We start from the raw sequence: 22,701 nt of genomic DNA, 5'->3' as shown, positions 1-22,701 counted from the left end.
AAAAAACAATAACTAAATTTCAAACTCTATTTAATGACAAAAAAAATAACAATTTGTTTACTATTTTTAGTATTCATGCCATCGTTTGCACAAACTGATTTTACCCCAAATTGGAGTAAAGGAGTCGTGTGGTATCAAATATTTCCGGATAGGTTTCATAACGGGGACCCTTCAAACGACCCAAAAGTAGAAGATCAAGATGGAGCCTATCCCTTTGATAGTACTTCTGATTTTCAAATTCATCCCTGGACGAGTGATTGGTACGAATTAAAACCTTACGAAAAGAAAAACGGAAAAGATATTTATTACAATCTTCAACGCAGACGTTACGGTGGAGATTTGCAGGGAGTAATTGATAAATTAGACTATTTGCAGTCATTGGGCATTAATGCTATTTATATGAATCCGATTTTCTGGGCGCCATCTTCCCATAAATACGATGCTTTGTGCTATCACCATGTTGATCCATCATTTGGACCCGATCCGGAAGGTGATAAAAAAATGATAATGAACGAAGATCCTTTAAATCCTGAAAAATGGGTTTGGACCAAAGCAGATTTACTGGCTCTTAAGCTAATAGATGAAGTACACAAACGTAAGATGTTTATCATTTTTGATGGTGTTTTCAACCATTTAGGAGTAAACAGTTTTGCTTTTCGAGATGTGGAGGAAAAACAAGAAAAATCAGCTTACAAAGATTGGTTCATGGTCGATAGTTGGAGAGATGCTGCCAAAGGAACTAAGTTTGAATATCAAGGTTGGTTTGGTGTAAAAACCTTACCAGAGTTTAAAGAGGATGAGAACGGAATCGTATCCGGTCCTAAAAAATATATTTTTGATGCTACCAAGCGTTGGATGAATCCAATGAATAAAGGCGCTCAATACGGAATTGACGGTTGGCGATTGGATGTAGCGTATTGCATTGCGCACCCTTTCTGGAAAGATTGGAGAAATGAAGTAAAATCGATTAATAGTGAAGCGTATTTGACTGCTGAATTAGTTGATCCTATTGATAAAACAAAACCATATTTAAGCGGAGATGAATTTGATGCTACGATGAATTATAATTTTTCTTTTCTGATGCATGATTTTTTTGTGCAAGATGCAAAAGGGATTTCTGTTACCCAATTTGATACGCAATTAAAGGAATTGCGTGAAGGATTTGGAGAAGGTGTTGCACAAAATATGCAGAATTTGGTAGGAAGCCACGATGCCACAAGAATTGGTAGTGCCGTAGCAAATCCTGACGGGAAAAAATTTAGCGATTGGGGAGCCTACTTTAATTGGAGTCAAAAAAGTAATAACATCGATTACAATGCTCGAAAACCAACCGATAAACAATTGCAAAAGCAAAAATTGATTGCAGCATTTCAGATTTTATATTTAGGCTCACCCATGATTTATTATGGTGATGAAGCCGGTATGTGGGGAAGTAATGACCCTGATTGCCGTAAACCAATGGTTTGGTCTGACAAAGAGTATGATTCAGAAACATTCAATCCCAACCAAAGTAAACATGAGGCAGATAAAGTAGATTTCAATTCTGATTTATTTGAATGGTATAAAAAATTCATTGCTTTACGCAATCAATACGAGGCAATCAGGATTGGGAACTTCACTACGATTGAAACTAATGATGCCGGAAAGACGTATGCTTTTAGTCGCAAACTTGGCAATCAGGAAGTGATTGTAATCATTAATCGAAGTGATAAAAATATTGATTTCACCAATCCAATTCTTAAAAAAGGAAAATTCAGAGATGTTTTTACTAAAAAAGTAATGAAAAAGCTGATGGTAAAACCTATGGATGTTGTGGTGTTGAGCAACGCAAAATTCTAAATATAGAAAGTGTTAAAGTTGTCTTTGTAGTTATAATCAGAATATGCATTTAAATTAAAAAAGCTGAGGTAAAAATCTTACTTCAGCTTTTTTAATTTCATTAATTACTTTTTTATAGCACTATAATTCTCTTCTACTTTTTTCCAATTGATAACATTAAAAAAGCCATCAATATAATTTTTTCGTCGGTATTGGTAATCTAAATAATAAGCGTGTTCCCATACGTCTAAAGCTAATATTGGAGTTCCTAGAACAACTGCATTTCGCATCAATGGGTTATCCTGATTGGGTGTACTAGTTACCTGAAGTTTTCCAGTTCTGTCTACTATAAGCCATGCCCAACCAGAACCAAATTGCTTTGTTGCTTGGTCTTTAAAAAGAGAGGTAAAAGTATCAAACGAACCAAAATCTTTGTTAATTGCTTCTAAAAGACTACCAGAAGGTTGTCCACCAGCTTTAGGAGCCATACATTTCCAATATAAGGAATGATTGTAATACCCACCAGCATTGTTGCGAAGAGTAGCATCGTTAGGATCTAATTTAGACAATACTTCTTCGATTGTCAAGTTTTCTAAAGGTGTCCCTAATACTGCTTTATTCAAATTGTTAGTGTAAGTTAGGTAATGCTTTGAATAATGCATTTCTAAAGTCGTAGCTGATATATTTGGCGACAACGCATTATAGGCGTATGGCAATTTTTCTAGTTGAAATGAACCTTCATCTGCCTTAACATCATCTGGAGAGCCCATTACGGATACCGCTTGCTCAGTTGTAGGTAAAGGAACTTCCACAACTTCAGTTAATTTCTTATCGTTGCATGAAAGTAAAGTAACAAATAGAAATAAAACAGGAATTAAAAAATTCAGCTTTTTCATGATTTGTATTATTTTTTAATCAGTATGTTAATGATTTCAATGTATTGTTCTTTTGCCTGTTCAGGAGTTAGATGACTAATTTGCATCCATGCGTTTGTTTTAAATGCATCTCTTAAATGGTACGATGAAGTTTGTTTTAGATCCAAAGTTCCAAAGGTTGCTTGTTTATAAAAAGCATAAAGTCGCAACTGAACATCTTGAGGTAAAGATGCTTGCGTCATTTCAGAAGCTATTTCAACTGCTTCTAAAAACTGAGTATCTAAATCTTTTTCAATCATGCTTATTTTGTAGCAATAATAGTTTTTCCTCCAATTGCTTTTTGATTTAGTACTACGTTTACCGGTGTACCCAATGGTAAAAAAATATCTACTCTTGAGCCAAATTTGATAAAACCAGCATCAGTTCCCTGAATTACTTGCATTCCTTCTTCGGCATAATTTACGATTCTTCGAGCTAAAGCTCCAGCAATTTGACGGTATAGAATTTCACCAAAAGTTTTGTTTTCAATGACAACCGTAGTTCTTTCGTTTTCTTCACTAGCTTTAGGATGCCAAGCTACTAAAAATTTTCCAGGATGGTATTTGCTGAATTTTACGATTCCACTTAAACCATAACGCGTTACATGAACATTTATTGGCGACATGAAAATAGAGATTTGTAATCGTTTATCTTTAAAATACTCGCTTTCAAATACCTCCTCAATAACAACAACTTTTCCATCAACTGGAGCAAGGATCTGGTTTTCATTAAGTATCACTGTTCTTTTTGGATTTCTGAAAAATTGCAGAATGATAATCAAAAGCAATAAAGTAGCTATTTGTATCACCATTTTGATCCAATTGGTATCAATGAAATTGTCAGTCAATAAAAGGACAACAGCAGTGAAAATGGTGCCTAATAGAATAGATTGGGTTCCTTCTTTATGAAACATAGTTTAAAATTTGATAAAATAAAAATATAATTGGTGCTACAAATATAACACTATCTAATCGATCTAGTATGCCTCCGTGGCCTGGCATTATGCTTCCGCTGTCTTTTACCCCTGCAATACGTTTGAATTTAGATTCAATTAAGTCTCCTATAGTACCTGCAATTCCAACAATAACGGCTATTGAAGTCCAAATTAGTATAGATCTATCACTAAACTCAGGATTAGCTTTGATATAGTATTTTGATATTAAATAACCTGCTAAAACTGCAAAAACGATTCCACCTAAGAACCCTTCTATTGTTTTTTTAGGTGATATTTTTTCGAATAATTTGGTTCGACCTATAGATTTACCTACAATATAAGCAAAGGTATCATTGGTCCATATTAAGATAAATAAACCAATAATAATTTTTGGATTGTAGTCATTTATTCCAAATGAAATCTTTGTAATAAATACAAATGGGAGTATAATATAGCCTAGTAAGTAAAGGTATTTGGATGAAGTACTAATTTTTTGGATGTTGTCATAAAATAGAAAAAGAATACACTTTATAGATACCACTAAAGCAATAACTAATAAAACAACATCTAATTGTTGGATATTGATTGCTATTTCTAGATCAGTATTAAATATCTGATTGATACTATCTGCCGTAATTTTATTGTAGTGGCTTACTAAAGTTACTATTGTGTATAGTGCAGTTCCAAAAACAATTGGAAATACTTTGTTTATTTGAATTAAATTACAAAATTCATAAACTGAAATAATAAGGAATATACCAAAAAGAATAAAAAAGCTTTCAGTAGAATATAAAATAGAAGCAAGTAATAATATAATGTAGATAGCTCCTGATATTCCTCGTTTTAGAGTTTCATTCATCTTAAAGATCTTCTAGAAGCAATAAATATAGATTTTTTGCTGAACTTCCGTATTGTGTAAAATCTTCTTCTTTCGCTTTCTCGAAATATTTTATTGTAGTAATATTGGTAGGATAATCTCTTTCGTATTTCTTTTTTATAGCGCTAAGTCCATCGCTTTTTGCAGCAAGAATTTGGCTTGTATTGGCAATAATAATAATATTAGTTGGTAACTCGTTAGGTTTGTTTTGTTTAATTTGTTTCGATGAAAAAAGAATAGAACCTTCCTCAGCAATTAAATTTTCACAACTTGCAAGAAGGAATTTTGGGTTGCTCGGTTTTGTGTAGGTTAGTTTATTGTCATCAAGCATTCCAAAAAGATTGGGTTCATAACACAATACTTCGCTCTCAAACCAATCATTTTCTTCTAAAATGTTTTCAAATTGTTCTTTTACTTCTTCCGAATTTTCACAATACAAAAATTTACCGCCATTTTTTTTAAAATTGTATATAAATTTTTCATCTATAGAAGTTGCGTTATCAGTATGGGATTTACTAAATTCACTTTCTTGATCTTCCTCAGAAGCCGGATTGCTAGAACCAAAAATTTTTCTAAAAAGACTCATATTTTTGTAAAATACTATAATTTGTTATTTGAAAACGTCCAAAGATAAAAAAATCTTAATTCAAAAGTAGTTTTTGAATTAAGATTTTAAAAATAATTAAATAATTTATGTGTTTTCTAAGATACTACTTCCTCAAGATTTTTATCAAATGTTCTTTTTCCGAAAATAGCTTCTAAGTCATCTTTAAAAATAACCTCTTTTTCGATTAAGATATTCGCCAATTGATTCAATTTGTCTTTGTTATCTTCTAATATTTGAATGGCTCTTTGGTACTGACTTTCAATTAATAATGAAATTTCTTCGTCAATCACTTTAGCAGTTTCTTCTGAATACGGCTTAGAAAAGTTGTATTCACTTTGTCCAGTTGAATCGTAATAAGTGACATTTCCAATTTTCTCATTCAAACCATAAACCGTTACCATAGCACGAGCTTGTTTTGTAACTTTTTCTAAATCGCTTAAAGCTCCAGTAGATATTCTATTAAAAGTTACTTTTTCAGCGGCTCTTCCACCCATTGTTGCACACATTTCATCAAGCATTTGATCTGGTCGAACAATTAAACGTTCTTCTGGCAAATACCATGCAGCACCTAAGCTTTGACCTCTAGGAACAATGGTAACTTTAATTAGTGGAGCAGCATGTTCTAGCATCCAGCTTACAGTGGCGTGTCCTGCTTCATGAATAGCAATTGCTTTCTTTTCTTCAGGAGTTACAATTTTATTTTTCTTTTCAAGACCACCGACAATTCTATCTACAGCATCAAGGAAATCTTGTTTGTCTACAGCCGTTTTGTTATTTCTAGCAGCAATCAAAGCTGCTTCATTACAAACATTTGCAATATCAGCACCAGAAAAACCTGGAGTTTGTTTGGCAAGGAATTCAGTGTCTAATCCTTCAATTTTTTTCAAAGGAGCAAGGTGTACTTTGAAAATTTCAGCACGTTCACGAATGTCTGGTAAGTCAACAAATATTTGCCTGTCAAAACGACCTGCACGCATTAATGCCTTGTCCAATACATCAGCTCTGTTTGTCGCAGCTAAAACAATTACATTCGAATTAGTTCCAAAACCGTCCATTTCTGTTAGTAATTGGTTCAACGTATTCTCACGTTCGTCATTTCCACCGGACATATTGCTTTTTCCTCTAGCTCTACCTACTGCATCAATTTCATCAATAAATATGATTGCAGGAGATTTTTCTTTGGCTTGTTTGAACAGATCACGTACGCGAGATGCACCTACACCTACAAACATTTCTACAAAATCAGAACCTGATAAAGAGAAGAAAGGTACTTGGGCCTCACCAGCAACTGCTTTCGCAAGCAAGGTTTTTCCAGTTCCAGGAGGTCCTACAAGTAAGGCTCCTTTTGGTATTTTTCCTCCTAGGTTAGTGTATTTTTCAGGATTTTTCAAAAATTCAACAATTTCTTGTATTTCTTCTTTTGCTCCTTCTAAACCTGCTACATCTTTAAAAGTTGTTTTGATATCTGTTTTTTCATCAAAAAGTTTAGCTTTTGATTTTCCAATATTGAAAATCTGACCGCCACCGCCACCAGCACCACCGCCAGACATTTTTCTCATGATAAATATCCAAACAGCAATAATGATGATAATTGGTAGTAAACTAATTAAAATATCCGACCAATTGTTTTTTGGCAAGAAGTTAAAATCTTTCAATTTGCCTTCAGCAACAGCCTTTTCCAGTTTGTTCTGGAAAATTTGATCGTTTCCAATGTCAAAAGTATAATGCGGACCTTTGTTTGGTCTGTCAAAAACGTCTTTGGAAACTTTTTTATGCACTGCTTCTTTCAATGCTGCTGCATTCAAAAAAACTTCAGCCTCTGTTTTGTTGTACACTATAACTTTTTCAATCTGACCTTTTTCTAAATAATCATTAAATTTAGAAGAAGTTAATTGACCTGGTTCGTTTAAGCTAGAACCACCAGTTATGTAACTTATAAACAAGAAAATTAATAATATTGCAGTGTAAATTAACCAAGGGCTTATTTTAAACTTATTCGAATTTGGATTATTATCTTTAGCCATTACTAGGAGTTATGTTTCTTTAGTATTTGTTTTCAATGGTAGTTATTTTTGCATCGCCCCATAAACTTTCGATGTTGTAGTATTCACGGATGTGTTTTTGGAATACATGAACCACTATGTTTACATAATCCATTAGTACCCATTCAGCATTATCTGTTCCTTCAACATGCCAGGGCTTGTCTTTTAATTCTTTGGATACAGTTTTTTGAATGGAGTTGACTATAGCGTTAACTTGTGTATTTGAATTACCATTACAGATGATGAAATAGTCACAAACTGCTGTGTCTATTTCTCTTAAATCTAGAATATCAATATCATTTCCTTTTACCTCTTCTATCCCCTTAATGATGTTCGCTAATAGAACGTCATTATTTATAGTCTTTTTCGCCATGAATTATTTTTATATATAAGTTTGTAAAGTTACCATTTTTTGTGATTATTTTTGAACCTTAACACAATATTAAATTCTGTTTCACAAAAATCTGTATATGAAACTAATCAAACTCGATGCCATAGATTCTACAAACGAATTCCTTAAAGGGGTATCGAATAAACAAGAGTTGGAAAATTTTACTGTTGTCACTGCGGATAATCAAACAAAAGGGAAAGGCCAAATGGGTGCCGTTTGGGCCTCTGAGTCGGGTAAAAACTTAATAATGAGTATTTTGGTCAAGGATTTTTTAGGGGATATTTGTCAGATTTTCAACCTGAATATTGCGGTTTCACTTGCTGTAATTGAAGTTTTGGAATCGTTTAAGATTCCTAATCTTAGTATAAAATGGCCTAACGACATAATGTCATACAACAAAAAAATAGGTGGCATTTTGATTGAAAACAGTATCAAAAGTGACGGAACCATTATTTCTATTGTAGGTTTAGGACTAAATGTGAACCAAACCAATTTCGAAAATTTGCCAAAAGCCTCTTCTTTGTCGGTTATTTGCAATTCAAAATTTGATAAAGAGGAACTCCTTTATTCCATTTGTGATGCAATAGAGAAAAAGGTAGAGTTGTGTAAAAGTGATGCTGCTGTTTTGTGGTCTGAATACAGCAATAAATTATATAAGAAAGGTTTACCAATGCCTTTTTCTAACCAAAATAAACACCATTTTATGGGAATTATTCAAGGAGTTTCTTCAGCGGGTAAGCTTCAGGTTCTTCTAGAAGATGATAGCCTTGATGAATTTGATATTAAAGAAATTCAAATGTTGTATTAACTAGCAATTGGATGAAATAAAAAAACCTTTCAGTGTACAGTTTGCACTAAAAGGGTTTTTGTTTATGATAAAATAGGTATTATAATTTAGTCATGTTCCCGGCTAAAGTCTCGATAAATTTACCAATGGGACCTTTAATCATCATAGCCATCATAGGATTGAAATCTCCTTCGAAATCAAGTTTTACATCACTAGAGTTATCAGATACAGAATCTATGTTCGCAATTAATGTGAAGGGAAGTTTATCACTTGCTGCTCCCAATACAATTTTATTTGGAGCTATTTTTTCTTTCATTTTGAGCTTAATTTCTGGCATTCCTTTCAATCCAAAAATAAAAGCATCATCTCCTATAACTTCAAATTTAGCAATGTTTTCAGGCATTAATTTTTCGAAATTTTTGACATCACTCAACAATTCAAATAATTCTTGAGCAGATTTTTGGACGCTAACTTTTGGACTTTCTAAGTTCATTTTTTTTTTTTTTGGTATTTATTAGGTTGTTTTAAACTTCAATGGTCCAAGTAGACGGACTCATATTCCATTCTCTTAAAGTTTGCTCTTCCTCTTCGGTGATGTACCTCTTGGCAACAGCTAAGTTTAATAAATTTTGATAATTACTCAAAGTGTATAAATCGATGTGTGCTTTTTTAAAGTTTTCTTCTGCAATTTCAAAACCATACGTGAATATAGCGGCCATGCCTTTTACATTGGCTCCAGCTTCGCGCAACGCTTCTACAGCAAGTAAACTACTGCTTCCTGTGCTGATTAAATCTTCTACAACAACTACATTTTGTCCTTTTTGTAAAAAACCTTCTACTTGGTTTTGTCTGCCGTGTTTCTTTGGTTCTGGACGCACATATACAAATGGCAATCCCAAACTTTCCGCTACTAGCATTCCAATTCCTATTGCTCCAGTGGCAACACCAGCAATAACATCTGGTTTACCAAATTGTTTCTCAATATTTTTGGAAAATTCATCCCGGACGTAATTCCTTACGGCTGGAAATGAGAGGATTAATCGGTTATCACAATAAATAGGCGATTTCCATCCAGAAGCCCATGTAAAAGGATTTCTTGGATTCAATTTAATTGCATTTATTTGCAAAAGAAATTCGGCTGTTTTTTCGGCTGTATCTTTATTAAAAATCATAGTACAAATGTATAAAGTTTTTGTTAACGACAAACCACTTTTTTTGACAAATCACATCTCTAAGGAGACAGATTTTCAGTTGTTCTTGCTGGAAAGTATTGACATCGAACAGCTTATAGTAAAAATCTTTCAAAATAAAATTCAAAAAGCCTACTTGTATCATCCTGATGAAAGCGTTATTTTGAAGACTTTGAAAGCAAAAATACCTGTTGCCAAAGCTGGTGGCGGTTTAGTTTACAATAAAAAAGGCGAGGTTTTGTTCATTTTTAGAAATGGAAAATGGGATCTACCAAAAGGAGGAATAGAAAAAGGCGAAGAAATTGAAGTTACTGCTATGCGTGAAGTAGAGGAGGAAACCGGTGTAAATGGATTGTCGATTTCTCATAAACTTCAAAAAACCTATCATGTTTTTAGACGTAATGGTAAGTACAAATTGAAAATTACGCATTGGTTTGAAATGCAATCTGATTTTGAGGGAACACCACAAGGCCAACTAGAAGAAGGAATTGAAAAAGTGGCTTGGATGAATCCAGAACAAATAAAAGACGCATTGAAAAATTCCTACGAGAATATAAAATTATTATTTGAAGAAGAAAAGCTCCTGAAATAGGAGCTTTTTTTTAGTTTAAAATGCGATATACCGGATATTGTAAATGTGCCTTTTCATAATAAACGGAATGTTTATATATCCAATCCAATTGTGCCTCAGTATTATTGATAAAGTTGATATCGCTTTGTTTTTTCAAATCAAATTCAGCTTTTAGTTTGGGATTTTCTTTTAAAATCTGAGTAGCTGAATCTTCAAAAACATAATCAGAATAGCCTTCTTTTTGTTGTAACATCGTATCGAAAAAATTCCAATTGAAAAAAGAATCAATTGCTTCCGGTTCTAGTGTTTCCAATAAATATTTGATTCCCTTTTGTTGTGTAGGAATAACGTAATCTCCTTTGGCGAAAGCCACTTTCTCTGTTTTAGAAGTTACCGACGTGTTTCGATGCAAATAATGTCCTTCATAAGCAGAATTTGTCGTTTTAAAATCAGCAATTTTATAGCTTTCGACTTCAATTATGGTGTCATTTTTTAGTTGCGTGTAGGTTATCGAATTACTCTTTAATAAATCAATTACTGGCCAAAAGCCTTTTGGAAGAATATACGCTTCTGGAATGATAATTTCTTTTGTAGATTTGAATTCTTTGCTGTAAGGAATGTCTTTTTTGAATGGTTTTGTACGGTCATAAAACAAACGATTTCCGGATGTTACATCACTTTTTTTGTAACTAGCTTCATAACCTAAAAACGTAAAAGGAATCGTTTTTGTACTGTCAATTTCCCATTTTATTGTGTACGATTTTTTAGGTTGGTACTGCTCTTCATTTTTCAATCGCAGTTGTTTGATTTTTTTATAATTAGCATCTGTAAAGTCAATCGCGGAACGCATGTATTCGTAGGTTACTTTTACGCGATCGGCATATTTTTTCAGCATGTGCGTTTCTACGACAAATCCTATTGTATTGAATAACGAAGTGTATCCTGTTGCAAATCGTGGGCTTTCAAAAAATTGACCAAAACCTTTATCCGGTGTGTCTTGAAAAGCATTGACATAAGGTGTTGTTTCGATGTTCTTTTTTTGTAAATCTTGGACCAAAGCAGGCATCATTTCCGTATTTAAAAAATCACCTAAAACGGTTCCTAATTTGTTGTGCTGAGTCATAATATAGGTCAGTTTGTATTGGTAATCAGAACCATTGCTAACGTGATTGTCAATAAAAACATCGGCATTTATTTTATGGAAAATGTCTACAAAACTCTTTGTGTTTTTGGTGTCTGACTTGATGAAATCGCGATTCAAATCGTAGTTTCTAGCGTTGCCACGAAAACCATAGATTTCCGGTCCATCCTGATTGGCTCTTGAAGTGGAATTTCTGTTTAAAGCGCCTCCGATATTATACACTGGAATACAAACGATAACCGTGTTTTTTGGTGCTTTTATCTTACCCAAAGCTAAATCTCTAAACAATTGCATGGAAGCATCGATTCCGTCGGGTTCGCCTGCATGAATGCCGTTATTGAGCAAAATAACCGCTTTGTTTTTTTGGATAATTCTAAAGTCAAATTGTTTTTCTGGATTAAAAACAACCATGTGTAATGGTTCACCACTGTCTGTCAATCCCATTTTCTGCATTTCGATAGTAGGAAAATCATCCGCCAAGAGTTTGTAATACGCAATTGTTTCTTGATAACTAGCAGACTGATTTCCATTGCCTTTTTCAAAAAAAGTATCGTATTTAGTACTTTTTTGTGCAAATGAAGAGATGGAGAATAGTAAAAAAAGGAATGTGAAAAATCTCATATTTCGGTTTTTAAATTGAATTTCAAATGTAGCTTTTTTTCTAAAGCTATAGAAATGATAGTCGGAAAAGGAAGCACTCAATTTAAAAAAATGATAATTTAAAATTTAAAATTACCTTTGCCCAAATAATAAAAATGAATAAGAAACACCATTCCAACAATATACTTTTGAATTTAGGCATCGAAAGTCTAAACGAAATGCAGGAAGTAGCGCAAGATACAATCCTGAATGATAATAATATTCTATTGCTTTCGCCTACAGGTTCTGGAAAAACTTTGGCTTTTTTGTTGCCTATTTTAGAAATGTTACAACCCGAAATTCAATCGGTTCAGTGTTTGATTTTGGTTCCATCACGTGAATTAGGATTACAAATCGAGCAGGTTTGGAAAAAAATGGGAACCGATTATAAAGTAAATGTCTGTTACGGCGGACATTCTATTGATACTGAAATTAAGAATTTAAGCAATCCTCCAGCTGTTTTAGTTGGAACACCAGGAAGAATTGCAGATCATATTGACAGAGGAACTTTTCGTGTGGATAAAATCCAAACCTTGATTCTGGATGAATTTGATAAATCATTGCAATTGGGTTTTCACGAGCAAATGTCTTTTATCATTGGAAAATTAACAAAACTGAACAAACGTGTTTTGGTTTCGGCCACTTCGGATATTGAGATTCCAAGATATACAAGAGTCGTAAATCCAACTATTTTAGATTTCATTCCAGAAAACGTGGACGAAACGAATCTTTCCATGAAAATGGTCGTTTCAAAGGAAAAGGACAAAATAGGAAGTTTGTTCAACTTGATTTGTTCGTTGAAATCACAATCGGCTATTGTTTTTTGCAACCATCGAGATGCAGCAGAGCGTATCAGTGATACCTTGAACGATAAAGGAATTTATGCTACTTATTATCATGGCGGAATGGATCAGGACGAAAGAGAACGCGCACTCATCCAGTTTAGAAACGGAAGTGTGAGTTATCTAATCACAACCGATTTAGCAGCTCGTGGTCTTGATATACCTGAAATGAACCACGTAATTCATTATCATTTGCCATCCAAAGAAGATGAATTTACGCATAGAAACGGACGTACAGCACGTATGTTAGCCTCTGGTACGGCGTATATTATTGCTCATGAAAGTGAGAAAAAAATGGATTATATCGATTATGGAATGAGTGTTTTTAATATAGAAAACGCAACTTCACTGCCAAAACCTCCTGAATTCCAAACCATTTACATCAGTGGTGGAAAGAAAAATAAGTTAAATAAAATTGATATTGTAGGTTTCTTTTCTCAAAAGGGAAAATTAGAAAAAAGCGATTTAGGATTAATCGAAGTGAAAGATTTTATCTCATTTGCTGCCGTAAAATTCAATAAAGTAAAAGATTTATTGCACGCCATTAAAGACGAAAAAATGAAAGGAAAGAAATTTAAAATTGAAGTCGCTAGAAAAGTGATTAAGAAAGAAGAGGAAAATTAGTGTTCAGTTTTCAGTTTCTAGTGAGCAGTAAAAAAAACATTATACCAATAAAAAAATCGTTAACAGTAAATTTGATTACTGTTAACGATTTTTTGTTATCAAGAAAGTCACTAATCACTCTTTTTTCCGATCACTGATCACTGCAAACTATATTTTCTTCACGTATTGGGTAATGATAACAATAGTCTGGCCATCAACTTTACCTTCAATATATTCGGCATTTTCATGGTCTAAACGAATGTTACGTACTGCAGTTCCTTGTTTGGCTACCATACTGGAACCTTTTACTTTTAAATCTTTGATTAATACAACTGAATCTCCAGTTTCCAGAATTACGCCATTACTGTCGCGGTGAATTACTTTGTTTTCGTCCTCTTCGCCTTCACCTGTTGCTTGCGCCCAAGCTAAAGTATCTTCGTCTAAATACATTTGGTCTAATAATTCTTGAGGCCATCCAGCAGCACGCAAACGACTCAACATTCTCCATGCCACAACTTGTACTGGGGCATGTTCGCTCCACATACTGTCATTCAAACATCTCCAATGATTCAAATCTACAGTATCTGGATTTTCAATTTGATTGATACAAGTGCTACAAGCCAAGATACTTTCGCCAAGTCCACCTTTTTTGGTAGGCAATACATCATATACTTTTAGGTTTTCGGTTGTACCACAAAGTTCACATTTAGATCCGCTGCGTTTATTTAATTCTCTTTCTATACTCATTGTTTGATGGCTTTTATTTTTAGGCGAAATTATGGCTTATTGCCTCGCTTCGCAAATTTATATTTGGTTGATGGCAAGTATTATTTCACTCGTACTGCATCTGGAACCAGCATTTCATATTGTCCTCCATTGCGGATTACATCTCTTACAATACTTGAACTGATATATGAAGTTCTTGCGGCAGTCAATAAAAAGACAGTTTCTATTTTTGATAATCGACGATTGGTGTGTGCAATGGCCTTTTCAAATTCGAAATCGGCAGGATTACGTAAACCGCGAAGTATAAAATCGGCTTTTATTTTGTGGCATAAATCAATGGTCAAACCTTCATAAGTGATGACAGAAACTTTAGGTTCGTTTTTGAAAGTTTCCTCGATAAAACGTTTTCTATCTTCTAGTGAAAACATGTATTTTTTTTCGGCATTGATACCAATGGCAATTACGATTTCATCAAATAGCGGAAGGCTTCTCTTGATGATGTCTTCATGTCCTAAAGTTATTGGGTCAAAAGAACCCGGGAATATGGCTTTTCTCATGTGTTTGTTTTGTTTGTCAATATCACAAAGAAAAAATCTCTTTGTGTGTTTTTTCTTCTTCTTAGAAATGACAAGTTATGATTTAGGCTAATGCCAATTCTATCGCATTGGTAAACAAATCCTCTAGTGAAATTCCAGCGGCTTTGGCTTGTTGTGGAATCAAACTTTCCGTTGTTAATCCCGGAATGGTATTCATTTCCAACATGTGTGGTTCTCCGTTTACCAATATAAATTCGCTTCGTGAGAAACCTTTCATTTTGAGCACTTCGTAAGCACGTTTGGCAATTTCGCTTACTTTTTGGGTCATTTCATCTGAGATTCTTGCTGGTGTGATTTCTTGTGATTTACCTAAATATTTGGCTTCATAATCGAAGAAATCATTGTCGGAAACAATTTCAGTGATTGGAAGAACAGTTACAGTTCCCTTGTAATTGATCACACCAACGGAAACTTCGGTGCCGTCAAGAAAACTTTCGATGATGATTTCGTTGTCTTCTTTATAGGCGACTTCAATCGCGATTGGCAATTCGGCAGCCGTTTTTACTTTTGAAATTCCAAAACTGGAACCTGCTTTATTGGGTTTTACAAAGCACGGCAAACCAACTTTAGCTACAATCTCGTCTGTATTGATTGCATCGCCTTTGTTTAAATAATAGGAAGTAGCCGTTTTTATTCCGTATGGTTTTAAAACCGACAATAAATCACGTTTGTTGAACGTTAAAGCCGCTTGGTAATAATCGCAAGAGGTTTGCGGAATATGCAGTAACTCGAAATAGGCTTGCATTAATCCATCTTCACCGGGAGTTCCGTGAATGGCATTGAAGACACAATCGAAAGTGATTTTGTTTCCACCAACCGTCACTGAAAAATCATTTTTATCGATAGGAAATTCAGTATCATTAGCATCAACATAGACCCATTTTTCTTTGAAAATATGGATTCGGAATCCATTGTATTTTGTTTTGTCTAGAAATTGATATACGACGTTTCCGCTGATGAGTGAGATTTTATACTCGCTGGAATATCCGCCCATGATGATGGCAATGTTTTTCATTTTTATAAAATAAGTGTTGTGAAAAGGATTTGTTTTTAGCCCCGATAGTAGCGATATCCTTTACTTTTTTTCTTTAGAAAAAGCAAAGATTTAAGCGAATAGCGGGAAATAGCTCCTGAAACTCATCAGGATTATTCCTAAAAACGATTAAACAAAATTATCATTTTTTTTGAAACGAAATAGCTTTATCTTTGCCACATCTAAAAATAAATTTATGAGTTTACGTAAGTATCTTACTAGCCGTGTTTTTCTTGTACAAGTATTAATTGCACTAGCCATTATTGCTGCTTTGGGTTATTTGTTTATGCATTGGTTGACGTTTACTACAGATCATGGTCATGAAATTGCTGTTCCAAATTTGAGTAAATTGACTGAAGAGCAAGTAGAAGAAAAGCTGGATGAGTTGGATTTAGATTATGTGCTTTTGGACAGTGTGGATTACAGAAGTGATTTTCCCCAATTTAGTGTGGTTGAGCAAGATCCATCGCCAGGTACAAAGGTAAAAGTGGGTCGAAAGATATACATAAAAATAAATACTTCAGGATTCTCATCTGTACGAGTTCCTGATTTAGTGAATAAAACCTACCGTGAAGCAGTGCCTACATTGAAAGCTTTAGGACTTGAGGAAGGAACGGTTACGTATGTTCCAAATCTGGGTAAAGACATGGTACTGGAAATGCGTTTTAAAGGAAGAAACCTAAAAGTAGGCGACAAAGTCTTGAAATCATCTAAAATTGATTTGGTTTTAGGCGACGGAAAAATGAGTTATGAAGAAGAAGAAAGTGCCGCAGATACTCTGGTTGCACCAATAGAAGAAACACCAGTTGATGAACAATAATATAGATACACTAGATTTAGAAGACGAGTTATTTGAACATTTTAGGTTTGAAGTTCCCAAAGGGCAAGCGTCCTTGCGAATTGATAAATACTTGATGAGCCTGATACAAAATGCAACTCGTAATAAAATACAAACTGCAGCTACCGAGGGAAATATTTTTGTAAATGACGCTACGGTAAAGTCAAATTACAAGGTAAAAGCACATGATGTAGTTCGGGTTATGCTCACTCATCCTCCGTATGAAAATCATATTATTCCAGAGAATATTCCGCTAGATATTGTTTACGAAGACGATACCTTGCTCTTGATTAACAAGTTACCAGGAATGGTAGTGCATCCTGGTCACGGTAATTACACAGGAACTTTAGTGCATGCATTGGCGTATCATTTTGATAATTTACCAATGAACAGCAGTGAACGTCCTGGATTAGTCCATCGTATTGATAAAGACACTTCAGGCTTATTGGTGATTGCCAAAACGGAAGCGGCGATGACGCATCTTGCTAAGCAATTTGAAGCTAAAACATCTGAAAGAGAGTATATTGCTTTAGTTTGGGGAAATGTAACTGAGGATAAAGGAACAATTGAAGGAAACTTAGCAAGGCACTTGAAAGATCGCATGCAAATGGCAGTTTTTGCTGATCCGGAAATCGGGAAACCTGCTGTGACGCATTACAAAGTGTTGGAGCGTTTTGGATACGTGACATTGATTTCATGCCAACTGGAAACGGGAAGAACGCACCAGATTCGGGCACATTTGAAACATATAGGACATCCTTTATTTAATGACGAACGTTATGGTGGTCATTTGATTTTGAAAGGAACTACGTTTACTAAATACAAGCAGTTTATAGACAATTGCTTCAAGGCATTGCCAAGACAAGCGTTACATGCTAAAACTTTAGGTTTTGTGCATCCTACAACCGGTGAGATGATGCGTTTTGATACAGAACTCCCACAGGATTTTCAAGATTGTATTGAGAAATGGAGAGGATATTCTAAATCGCATAGCACGGACGAAGAATTAGAATAAAATAGTAAAAGCCCCAGATTGGGGCTTTTTTTATAGATGCTGATATTGATTTAAGTCGTTTAATAGCTGAAAATCAGCTAAATTAACAATCTCAAAAAAGGGGGTGAATTTTTTTAAGATTATCAAAGGTACCGTTCTAAGGCATGTTAACTGTTAACACTCTTTATATTTTGAACAGCTCAATTCCTTTCATCCAGAAAATTTCAGACTCTAAGAACTTAATTCTTGTCTTAATTATACGGTCTGTTTTGTCTCTAGGCGACTTTATTATAAATCTTGCTTTGGAATTTGAGAAGTTCAAAGTATGTTTTTCATCTAAGTCTAATTGTTTATCGCAAAACAATGAAATCACTTTGTTTTCTTCAGTCCATTTTCCTTTTCCGTATTTATTTACTTTGGGTGGAATTCCTTTTTTGATATTGGAGTAATAATGCAAGAAAAACGTTCCGTCTTGATTTAAAGTCATTTTATACTCAAATACGTCATTCTCGGAACTTCCAAGTACAAGTTTATAATCGCCAACCACAGTGTTAGACTGGGAGAATACGGTAAAATTTGAAATTAAAATTAAGTATGTCAATAGTATTTTCATAGATTAAAATGTTGGTGATGACAGCTCGATTAGACCTTGATAAAAGTTTTTATTAATACTTTATTTATTGTAAATATAGTCGATTTGTAATGCAAAAAAACGTTTTTAAAAAATGCTTAAAATGATTTCCGAATAATTTTAAAATAGTAAAAGTCTTTAAATCAGATTTTTTTGTGGTTTATTTTGAAATATATGGATGTTGTACATCAGTTATCTTTATTTGAGGAGCCTTTTTTTAAGCTGTTCGTAGTATTTTTTCCATTTTTTTGCCTTTGGCTAATTCGTCCACTAACTTGTCTAAATAGCGTATTTGTTTAGTCAATGGATTGTCTATATCTTCAATCCTATAACCACATATTATGCCCGTTATCAATTGCGCATTTGGGTTTAGCTTAGCTGTTTTAAAAAAGGTCTCAAATGTTACTTTCTCTTCAATTAAAGCCTGCAATTTTTGGGCGTCAAATCCTGTTAGCCAATTTATGACTTGGTGTAATTCTTCTACCGTTCTGCCTTTGCGTTCCACTTTTGAAATATAGTGTGGATAGACAGATGCAAAAGTTAATTGGGCAATTCGTTCATTATGTACGGCTGTTACTTTCATATTAAGTGGTACTTTTTTATGGTTTTCCTTTGTACTTGGGGTCAAAATCTACCATCCATTCAATGCCAAATTTGTCTCTAAACATTCCAAAATAAGAACCCCAAGGACTATTATTTATTGGCATTTCAATATTTCCACCTGCTGAAAGTCCATTAAATAAATGGTCTGCTTCTTCCTTACTTTCAGCACTAATAGCTATTTTTGACCTATTTTCATTTTCATTTACACGCCCCATACTTTCTGGAACATCATTAGCCATTAATATATTTTTGCCAATAGGTAGAGCAATGTGCATTATTTTGTTTGCTTCATTTTCTGAAACTGGATTTTCCGGACTCGATATATCTTTGAACCGCATAATCATAGCGAATTCACCACCAAATACTGATTTGTAAAAATGGAATGCTTCTTCGGCATTTCCGTTGAAGTTAATGTGAGGATTGATAAGTGCCATAATTTTAATTTTTTAAATGTTTTTCTAAATGTCTGAGTGCAAGGTGCCACAATGCTATGATGTTTAACGATCTCTTGCTCATAGTTATTAGTTGCGGGAAAGCAAAACATTTTATTTCCTGTGAAGATAAAAATTTTCTGTGAGAAAATAGTTGAAGCTAATGTAATCTAGTAATTATGTTTATGCGCTGTTAGCAGTAATTTTTATAATAATTTCCAATTTTACTCAAAAATTTCCTTGCTAATTTCTGTCATAGCAAATTGTTTTCGGAAATTATCAAGTACTAAATTGATATCAATCCAATATTCATAATTACTCTTGAAAGGCATTTTAGAATTATTCGGTTGTACTTAAATATTAGATTGTCATGATTTTAATTGTTTTTTAGCGTTTCTAGTAGTGCTGCGGGAGATTTTGGGAACATGTATTTGCATTTTTGAGGCTTTGGACGAGAGGAGAATTACCACTAGCTAGCCTCTGGTATTAATCCTTAGCAAGGGTTATTTTTGCTGAAGTCACGTTTAAAAAGGATCGTATTTTTTCGCGCAATATAGTCGCCCGATAGAATTAAATAGGGGTGATTAGGCGAATACCCTGCGCTGCGGCTTTTTACAATTATTTTGTCGTTAACTTTCAGGCTTTTTAACTGCTCAAAATCCTTAGGAATATATTGCATCATGTAATCTTCACCATTTATCCGAACTATAAGCCATTTTGGTCCTGATGATTTCGCGTTTTCACGCTGAAAAGTTACAGAGGTTACCACAGCTTCCATATTGGAGAAATCCTTAATGTACTGCTTTATTTTATCATGACTGGCATGTATCTTTTTACCTTCAGGAGAAACCTCCCATGCTTTGTACTTTATACCGTCAGGAGAAGTCTCCCATTTTTTTCTTTTATCCAAGTTGGCTTTCCTTTCAGCAATGGACAACGATCTTGAAGATGGGGTAGTTTCATTTTTAATTTCACGATTAACATCCGTGCCGAAGGCAAACTGAGCGAAGCTAAATACCAGTCCACTTACCACAACAAGCATTAAGATTAGTGTATAAATAATTCTTTTCCTATTTTTTGTAGATTTAATTAATGACATAGTTTTATCTCTTTTTAAGTTTTAAGCAGCTAAATTACTTCGATATTTTTCGGTTTGAGTGATTAAAATTGTAAATAAAAATGTAAACTTTGTAAATAAAAACTTGACTCTATGCATGATAGTCGAAATTTTCTTTCTGGAAAACGCAATTACCTTTTCGGGTCGATACTGCTATTATTTATTGCTGTAATCTGTGTGGCTTTCGTGACGGTGGATAAAGATGATTATACTATTTCTAGAAGGGTAGTTTTACTACGTAGGATTGGGCATGAAATACTCCTTCAGTCTGGTGATAGTACATCAAGGGTGCTCCCTATAAAAAAGATCGCAGAAAATGAATACCAAATTAGCTTTGAGAACGAACTTACTTTTCTACCGGACTCCCTAATGAGTTCTACCCAGCGTTTTTTGGACAACGTGCCACTCTCCAATAATTATATAGTTAATGTTCTGAACTGTGATAACTCAAGTATAATCTATGGCTATGCTATATCCAAAAATAAAAAAGATGATATTGTAACTTGTATAGGAAGAAGGCAACCCAAAGCCTGTTATAGGATTAACATTAAGTTCAAACCGAATGGAATAACTATAGAAGAAAATGGATACGTTTTGGTTAGCCTGTCATTTTTAGCATTTGTAGGTTTTATTTTTTGGAGATCTATTACTTCACGAAAAACTTTACCTGACGGTCAACAAACTAATATGTTTGCTTTGGACTCAGTGTTGTTTGATGCCAAAAATAGGAAACTTATTATAGATGGAAAGACAACAGACCTTACTGGAACGGAAACCCGTGTATTGCTTATGTTTGCATCGTCTCCCAACGAGATTATCGCGAGAAGCCGACTGCAAAAAGAGATTTGGGAAGATGAAGGTGTTATTGTGGGGCGTAGTCTGGATATGTTCATATCAAAACTTAGAAAAAAACTGGAGCTTGATCCTAATATCAAAATTGTTGTTATCCGTGGCAAAGGATATAGGCTTGAAGTCAACACTCGAGAAAATACTTGGAATACTTAATTGCTGTAGTGCTTAATGTGTCAAATGTAAAAAAAAATGGGTTATAGACTCTTGATTTTGAGGTTTTATTACCGCTAATGTTCCGGCTTTGAGATGGCTGGAAGTTCGTAATCGCTCAATTTTCGGCTTAACGAAAACTTGATGCGAAACGGTAATTCCACTAAACTCCAGCTAGCTCAAAACAGCTGTTAGCAAATGTTTTTTATCTTTTATTTCTAGTTTTTTTATCAGGGAATCCATCACCCGGTTCTATATTTGTCACAATATTAACTTCTGGAAAATACTTTTTAATTAAATGTCGTAAAGGAACTTTAGTTTCAAGATTTTCTTTAAACATTTCTTGTAACTTTTCTCCAGACATTGTCATACCTTCAGGCATTGATGCCATAGTTTGTGTATTAAAAGTCGCAGCGTCGGGATTATCGGATGCAACCATTAATTGGTCCATTTCGTTGAGCAATTCTTCATCTTCAAGAACAGACATTCCAGGTGCTCGACTATGCCCGAATTTTATTATGTCGCTAGCTTCATTCATTAATTTAATATCTATTAAATCATATTTGGAAAAAGGAATATGAAAATCGTTAAATCTAATGAATGGGTTTCCGTCAATTAGCATTTGTATATGATAATGAGGGAAATCTGCATTTTTTGAATTTGAATGACCTTCCAAATCAGTTTTACCATAATGTAACGACCATTCAATATTTTTATATTTTATCGTAACTTCTCTCAATTTACTTTTGGAAGTTTCACTTTCCAAGTCATTTATATTCTTAATGAAATTTTCAGTTGTAGCTACCCATCTCAAATAACTTTCCAGTTTAAAAAAGCCAATGGGTTCAGATAAATAATTATTAAAATCTTTTTTACGAATGTCTTTAGGTCTTAAGAACCAATGAAAACAAGGTTCGCCGGGATAAAATTTTTCAAGTTTATTTCCACATAGAAAACAACAAGATTTTGAAAAAGCATCTTCAAATTCCGCAAACATAATTTTGTTTTCTTCAATTTGTTCCTGATTCCTTCTTTCTACATATTCAGGTGGAAGACTCGCTAAATGGTCTTTTAGTTCTTGTATGTTATTAGGATTTAACTTTTCCAATTGCGTTCTGTTAAAATGTTTGCTAACTTGTATATACCCGCTATAAACGAGCGCATATCCAACCAAAATCAGGTTGCTTAGCGCCAAAAATAGCTTTCCTATTGTTCTGCTAATGTAGTTCATTTATTACGAATTACTAGTATTGAAATTCTAAAGTAATCGAATGAAAATAAATAAACTTAGGAATCAGATTTCCTAGCCCCGATAGCAGCAGCATCCTTTATGTTCTTTCTTTAAGAACATAAAGATAGAGCGGAGAGCGGGGG

25 protein-coding genes are annotated in these 22,701 nt (G+C 33.9%); 7 read left to right on the top strand and 18 right to left on the bottom strand.

Going from position 1 to position 22,701, the window contains the following annotated elements; genetic code table 11:
• Positions 1–33: 33 nt before the first annotated feature.
• Complete coding sequence (locus V5J73_RS09505) at positions 34–1,839, top strand: glycoside hydrolase family 13 protein (RefSeq protein WP_338645356.1); 1,806 nt, start codon at positions 34–36, stop codon at positions 1,837–1,839.
• Positions 1,840–1,943: 104 nt separating this feature from the next.
• On the opposite strand, the gene V5J73_RS09500 is transcribed toward V5J73_RS09505, so the two are convergent.
• From V5J73_RS09500 to rsfS, 7 genes are all read right to left on the bottom strand, one after another.
• On the bottom strand, positions 1,944–2,714 hold the full coding sequence (locus V5J73_RS09500) for a superoxide dismutase (protein WP_338645353.1): 771 nt from the start codon (positions 2,712–2,714) through the stop codon (positions 1,944–1,946).
• A gap of 8 nt (positions 2,715–2,722) precedes the next feature.
• The gene (locus V5J73_RS09495) at positions 2,723–2,992 is read right to left on the bottom strand and encodes an acyl-CoA-binding protein (RefSeq protein ID WP_338645350.1); all 270 of its coding nucleotides are present in this window, start codon (positions 2,990–2,992) and stop codon (positions 2,723–2,725) included.
• 2 nt (positions 2,993–2,994) lie between these two features.
• Positions 2,995–3,645 carry a phosphatidylserine decarboxylase family protein gene (locus tag V5J73_RS09490; RefSeq protein WP_338645347.1) on the bottom strand — a complete coding sequence of 217 codons (651 nt, stop codon included), beginning with the start codon at positions 3,643–3,645 and terminating at the stop codon, positions 2,995–2,997.
• Entirely contained in the window at positions 3,635–4,525 is an 891-nt protein-coding gene (locus V5J73_RS09485; protein ID WP_338645345.1) for a phosphatidate cytidylyltransferase, read from the bottom strand. The genes V5J73_RS09490 and V5J73_RS09485 overlap by 11 nt, the downstream gene beginning before the upstream one ends.
• Position 4,526: 1 nt before the next feature.
• Positions 4,527–5,129, bottom strand: coding sequence for an LUD domain-containing protein (locus tag V5J73_RS09480; RefSeq protein ID WP_338645343.1), 603 nt, complete (start codon positions 5,127–5,129; stop codon positions 4,527–4,529).
• 116 nt (positions 5,130–5,245) lie between these two features.
• The gene (gene ftsH, locus V5J73_RS09475) at positions 5,246–7,174 is read right to left on the bottom strand and encodes an ATP-dependent zinc metalloprotease FtsH (protein ID WP_338645341.1); all 1,929 of its coding nucleotides are present in this window, start codon (positions 7,172–7,174) and stop codon (positions 5,246–5,248) included.
• A 19-nt stretch (positions 7,175–7,193) separates the two neighbouring features.
• On the bottom strand, positions 7,194–7,565 hold the full coding sequence (gene rsfS / locus V5J73_RS09470; RefSeq protein WP_039109645.1) for a ribosome silencing factor: 372 nt from the start codon (positions 7,563–7,565) through the stop codon (positions 7,194–7,196).
• A gap of 97 nt (positions 7,566–7,662) precedes the next feature.
• Between rsfS and V5J73_RS09465 the strand changes: the two genes are divergently transcribed.
• Positions 7,663–8,391, top strand: a complete 729-nt coding sequence (locus tag V5J73_RS09465; protein ID WP_338645339.1) for a biotin--[acetyl-CoA-carboxylase] ligase — start codon at positions 7,663–7,665, stop codon at positions 8,389–8,391.
• Positions 8,392–8,470: 79 nt separating this feature from the next.
• On the opposite strand, the gene V5J73_RS09460 is transcribed toward V5J73_RS09465, so the two are convergent.
• Together V5J73_RS09460 and pyrE are read right to left on the bottom strand one after the other, a co-directional pair.
• Complete coding sequence (locus V5J73_RS09460) at positions 8,471–8,863, bottom strand: SRPBCC family protein (protein WP_338645337.1); 393 nt, start codon at positions 8,861–8,863, stop codon at positions 8,471–8,473.
• Positions 8,864–8,894: 31 nt separating this feature from the next.
• Positions 8,895–9,542: an orotate phosphoribosyltransferase gene (gene pyrE / locus V5J73_RS09455; RefSeq protein WP_338645336.1), complete on the bottom strand. Its 648-nt coding sequence runs from the start codon at positions 9,540–9,542 to the stop codon at positions 8,895–8,897.
• A gap of 7 nt (positions 9,543–9,549) precedes the next feature.
• Here pyrE and V5J73_RS09450 point away from each other — a divergent pair, with 7 nt between their 5' ends.
• On the top strand, positions 9,550–10,152 hold the full coding sequence (locus tag V5J73_RS09450) for an NUDIX hydrolase (RefSeq protein ID WP_338645333.1): 603 nt from the start codon (positions 9,550–9,552) through the stop codon (positions 10,150–10,152).
• Between the two features lie 10 nt (positions 10,153–10,162).
• On the opposite strand, the gene V5J73_RS09445 is transcribed toward V5J73_RS09450, so the two are convergent.
• The gene (locus V5J73_RS09445) at positions 10,163–11,893 is read right to left on the bottom strand and encodes a M14 family metallopeptidase (protein WP_338645330.1); all 1,731 of its coding nucleotides are present in this window, start codon (positions 11,891–11,893) and stop codon (positions 10,163–10,165) included.
• Between the two features lie 134 nt (positions 11,894–12,027).
• Here V5J73_RS09445 and V5J73_RS09440 point away from each other — a divergent pair, with 134 nt between their 5' ends.
• Positions 12,028–13,377, top strand: a complete 1,350-nt coding sequence (locus V5J73_RS09440; RefSeq protein WP_338645327.1) for a DEAD/DEAH box helicase — start codon at positions 12,028–12,030, stop codon at positions 13,375–13,377.
• A gap of 147 nt (positions 13,378–13,524) precedes the next feature.
• Here V5J73_RS09440 and V5J73_RS09435 read toward each other — a convergent pair whose 3' ends face one another.
• The 3 genes from V5J73_RS09435 to V5J73_RS09425 form a co-directional block, all read right to left on the bottom strand.
• Positions 13,525–14,103: a PhnA domain-containing protein gene (locus tag V5J73_RS09435; RefSeq protein ID WP_338645325.1), complete on the bottom strand. Its 579-nt coding sequence runs from the start codon at positions 14,101–14,103 to the stop codon at positions 13,525–13,527.
• Positions 14,104–14,183: 80 nt separating this feature from the next.
• Positions 14,184–14,639, bottom strand: a complete 456-nt coding sequence (gene coaD, locus V5J73_RS09430; RefSeq protein ID WP_338645324.1) for a pantetheine-phosphate adenylyltransferase — start codon at positions 14,637–14,639, stop codon at positions 14,184–14,186.
• A gap of 82 nt (positions 14,640–14,721) precedes the next feature.
• Positions 14,722–15,693 (bottom strand): D-alanine--D-alanine ligase, encoded by a 972-nt coding sequence (locus V5J73_RS09425; protein ID WP_338645321.1) that lies wholly within the window; start codon positions 15,691–15,693, stop codon positions 14,722–14,724.
• 214 nt (positions 15,694–15,907) lie between these two features.
• Here V5J73_RS09425 and V5J73_RS09420 point away from each other — a divergent pair, with 214 nt between their 5' ends.
• Both V5J73_RS09420 and V5J73_RS09415 read left to right on the top strand, forming a co-directional pair.
• Positions 15,908–16,531, top strand: coding sequence for a PASTA domain-containing protein (locus tag V5J73_RS09420; protein WP_338645320.1), 624 nt, complete (start codon positions 15,908–15,910; stop codon positions 16,529–16,531).
• Positions 16,521–17,564, top strand: a complete 1,044-nt coding sequence (locus V5J73_RS09415) for an RluA family pseudouridine synthase (protein WP_338645317.1) — start codon at positions 16,521–16,523, stop codon at positions 17,562–17,564. Before V5J73_RS09420 ends, V5J73_RS09415 begins: the two co-directional genes overlap by 11 nt.
• 163 nt (positions 17,565–17,727) lie before the next feature.
• Here V5J73_RS09415 and V5J73_RS09410 read toward each other — a convergent pair whose 3' ends face one another.
• The 4 genes from V5J73_RS09410 to V5J73_RS09395 all read right to left on the bottom strand — a co-directional run bounded on the left by V5J73_RS09410 (position 17,728) and on the right by V5J73_RS09395 (position 20,307).
• Positions 17,728–18,156 carry a hypothetical protein gene (locus V5J73_RS09410; RefSeq protein ID WP_338645314.1) on the bottom strand — a complete coding sequence of 143 codons (429 nt, stop codon included), beginning with the start codon at positions 18,154–18,156 and terminating at the stop codon, positions 17,728–17,730.
• Positions 18,157–18,391: 235 nt separating this feature from the next.
• Positions 18,392–18,757 (bottom strand): DUF2200 domain-containing protein, encoded by a 366-nt coding sequence (locus tag V5J73_RS09405; protein WP_338645311.1) that lies wholly within the window; start codon positions 18,755–18,757, stop codon positions 18,392–18,394.
• Positions 18,758–18,773: 16 nt separating this feature from the next.
• Positions 18,774–19,211, bottom strand: coding sequence for a VOC family protein (locus V5J73_RS09400; protein ID WP_338645308.1), 438 nt, complete (start codon positions 19,209–19,211; stop codon positions 18,774–18,776).
• A gap of 490 nt (positions 19,212–19,701) precedes the next feature.
• Positions 19,702–20,307, bottom strand: coding sequence for a hypothetical protein (locus tag V5J73_RS09395; RefSeq protein WP_338645305.1), 606 nt, complete (start codon positions 20,305–20,307; stop codon positions 19,702–19,704).
• Positions 20,308–20,418: 111 nt separating this feature from the next.
• On the opposite strand from V5J73_RS09395, the gene V5J73_RS09390 reads away from it, so the two are divergent.
• The gene (locus tag V5J73_RS09390) at positions 20,419–21,330 is read left to right on the top strand and encodes a winged helix-turn-helix domain-containing protein (protein ID WP_338645302.1); all 912 of its coding nucleotides are present in this window, start codon (positions 20,419–20,421) and stop codon (positions 21,328–21,330) included.
• Between the two features lie 202 nt (positions 21,331–21,532).
• Here V5J73_RS09390 and V5J73_RS09385 read toward each other — a convergent pair whose 3' ends face one another.
• On the bottom strand, positions 21,533–22,558 hold the full coding sequence (locus tag V5J73_RS09385) for a hypothetical protein (protein WP_338645299.1): 1,026 nt from the start codon (positions 22,556–22,558) through the stop codon (positions 21,533–21,535).
• Between the last annotated feature and the right edge of the window lie 143 nt (positions 22,559–22,701).

This window comes from Flavobacterium sp. KS-LB2 (assembly GCF_036895565.1).
Lineage (GTDB): Bacteria > Bacteroidota > Bacteroidia > Flavobacteriales > Flavobacteriaceae > Flavobacterium.
This window is presented reverse-complemented; position numbering and strand designations above follow the sequence as displayed.

What these genes read in the sequence shown, in the direction of transcription:
- V5J73_RS09445 (WP_338645330.1), bottom strand. Translation starts at nt 11,893, where the DNA reads ATGAGATTTTTCACATTCCTTTTTTTACTATTCTCCATCTCTTCATTT.
- V5J73_RS09390 (WP_338645302.1), top strand. Translation starts at nt 20,419, where the DNA reads ATGCATGATAGTCGAAATTTTCTTTCTGGAAAACGCAATTACCTTTTC.
- V5J73_RS09420 (WP_338645320.1), top strand. Translation starts at nt 15,908, where the DNA reads ATGAGTTTACGTAAGTATCTTACTAGCCGTGTTTTTCTTGTACAAGTA.
- V5J73_RS09385 (WP_338645299.1), bottom strand. Translation starts at nt 22,558, where the DNA reads ATGAACTACATTAGCAGAACAATAGGAAAGCTATTTTTGGCGCTAAGC.
- pyrE (WP_338645336.1), bottom strand. Translation starts at nt 9,542, where the DNA reads ATGATTTTTAATAAAGATACAGCCGAAAAAACAGCCGAATTTCTTTTG.
- V5J73_RS09450 (WP_338645333.1), top strand. Translation starts at nt 9,550, where the DNA reads ATGTATAAAGTTTTTGTTAACGACAAACCACTTTTTTTGACAAATCAC.
- V5J73_RS09500 (WP_338645353.1), bottom strand. Translation starts at nt 2,714, where the DNA reads ATGAAAAAGCTGAATTTTTTAATTCCTGTTTTATTTCTATTTGTTACT.
- V5J73_RS09465 (WP_338645339.1), top strand. Translation starts at nt 7,663, where the DNA reads ATGAAACTAATCAAACTCGATGCCATAGATTCTACAAACGAATTCCTT.
- V5J73_RS09505 (WP_338645356.1), top strand. Translation starts at nt 34, where the DNA reads ATGACAAAAAAAATAACAATTTGTTTACTATTTTTAGTATTCATGCCA.
- V5J73_RS09400 (WP_338645308.1), bottom strand. Translation starts at nt 19,211, where the DNA reads ATGGCACTTATCAATCCTCACATTAACTTCAACGGAAATGCCGAAGAA.
- V5J73_RS09440 (WP_338645327.1), top strand. Translation starts at nt 12,028, where the DNA reads ATGAATAAGAAACACCATTCCAACAATATACTTTTGAATTTAGGCATC.
- V5J73_RS09480 (WP_338645343.1), bottom strand. Translation starts at nt 5,129, where the DNA reads ATGAGTCTTTTTAGAAAAATTTTTGGTTCTAGCAATCCGGCTTCTGAG.
- rsfS (WP_039109645.1), bottom strand. Translation starts at nt 7,565, where the DNA reads ATGGCGAAAAAGACTATAAATAATGACGTTCTATTAGCGAACATCATT.
- V5J73_RS09395 (WP_338645305.1), bottom strand. Translation starts at nt 20,307, where the DNA reads ATGTCATTAATTAAATCTACAAAAAATAGGAAAAGAATTATTTATACA.
- coaD (WP_338645324.1), bottom strand. Translation starts at nt 14,639, where the DNA reads ATGAGAAAAGCCATATTCCCGGGTTCTTTTGACCCAATAACTTTAGGA.
- V5J73_RS09435 (WP_338645325.1), bottom strand. Translation starts at nt 14,103, where the DNA reads ATGAGTATAGAAAGAGAATTAAATAAACGCAGCGGATCTAAATGTGAA.
- ftsH (WP_338645341.1), bottom strand. Translation starts at nt 7,174, where the DNA reads ATGGCTAAAGATAATAATCCAAATTCGAATAAGTTTAAAATAAGCCCT.
- V5J73_RS09490 (WP_338645347.1), bottom strand. Translation starts at nt 3,645, where the DNA reads ATGTTTCATAAAGAAGGAACCCAATCTATTCTATTAGGCACCATTTTC.
- V5J73_RS09485 (WP_338645345.1), bottom strand. Translation starts at nt 4,525, where the DNA reads ATGAATGAAACTCTAAAACGAGGAATATCAGGAGCTATCTACATTATA.
- V5J73_RS09495 (WP_338645350.1), bottom strand. Translation starts at nt 2,992, where the DNA reads ATGATTGAAAAAGATTTAGATACTCAGTTTTTAGAAGCAGTTGAAATA.
- V5J73_RS09410 (WP_338645314.1), bottom strand. Translation starts at nt 18,156, where the DNA reads ATGAAAATACTATTGACATACTTAATTTTAATTTCAAATTTTACCGTA.
- V5J73_RS09415 (WP_338645317.1), top strand. Translation starts at nt 16,521, where the DNA reads ATGAACAATAATATAGATACACTAGATTTAGAAGACGAGTTATTTGAA.
- V5J73_RS09425 (WP_338645321.1), bottom strand. Translation starts at nt 15,693, where the DNA reads ATGAAAAACATTGCCATCATCATGGGCGGATATTCCAGCGAGTATAAA.
- V5J73_RS09460 (WP_338645337.1), bottom strand. Translation starts at nt 8,863, where the DNA reads ATGAACTTAGAAAGTCCAAAAGTTAGCGTCCAAAAATCTGCTCAAGAA.
- V5J73_RS09405 (WP_338645311.1), bottom strand. Translation starts at nt 18,757, where the DNA reads ATGAAAGTAACAGCCGTACATAATGAACGAATTGCCCAATTAACTTTT.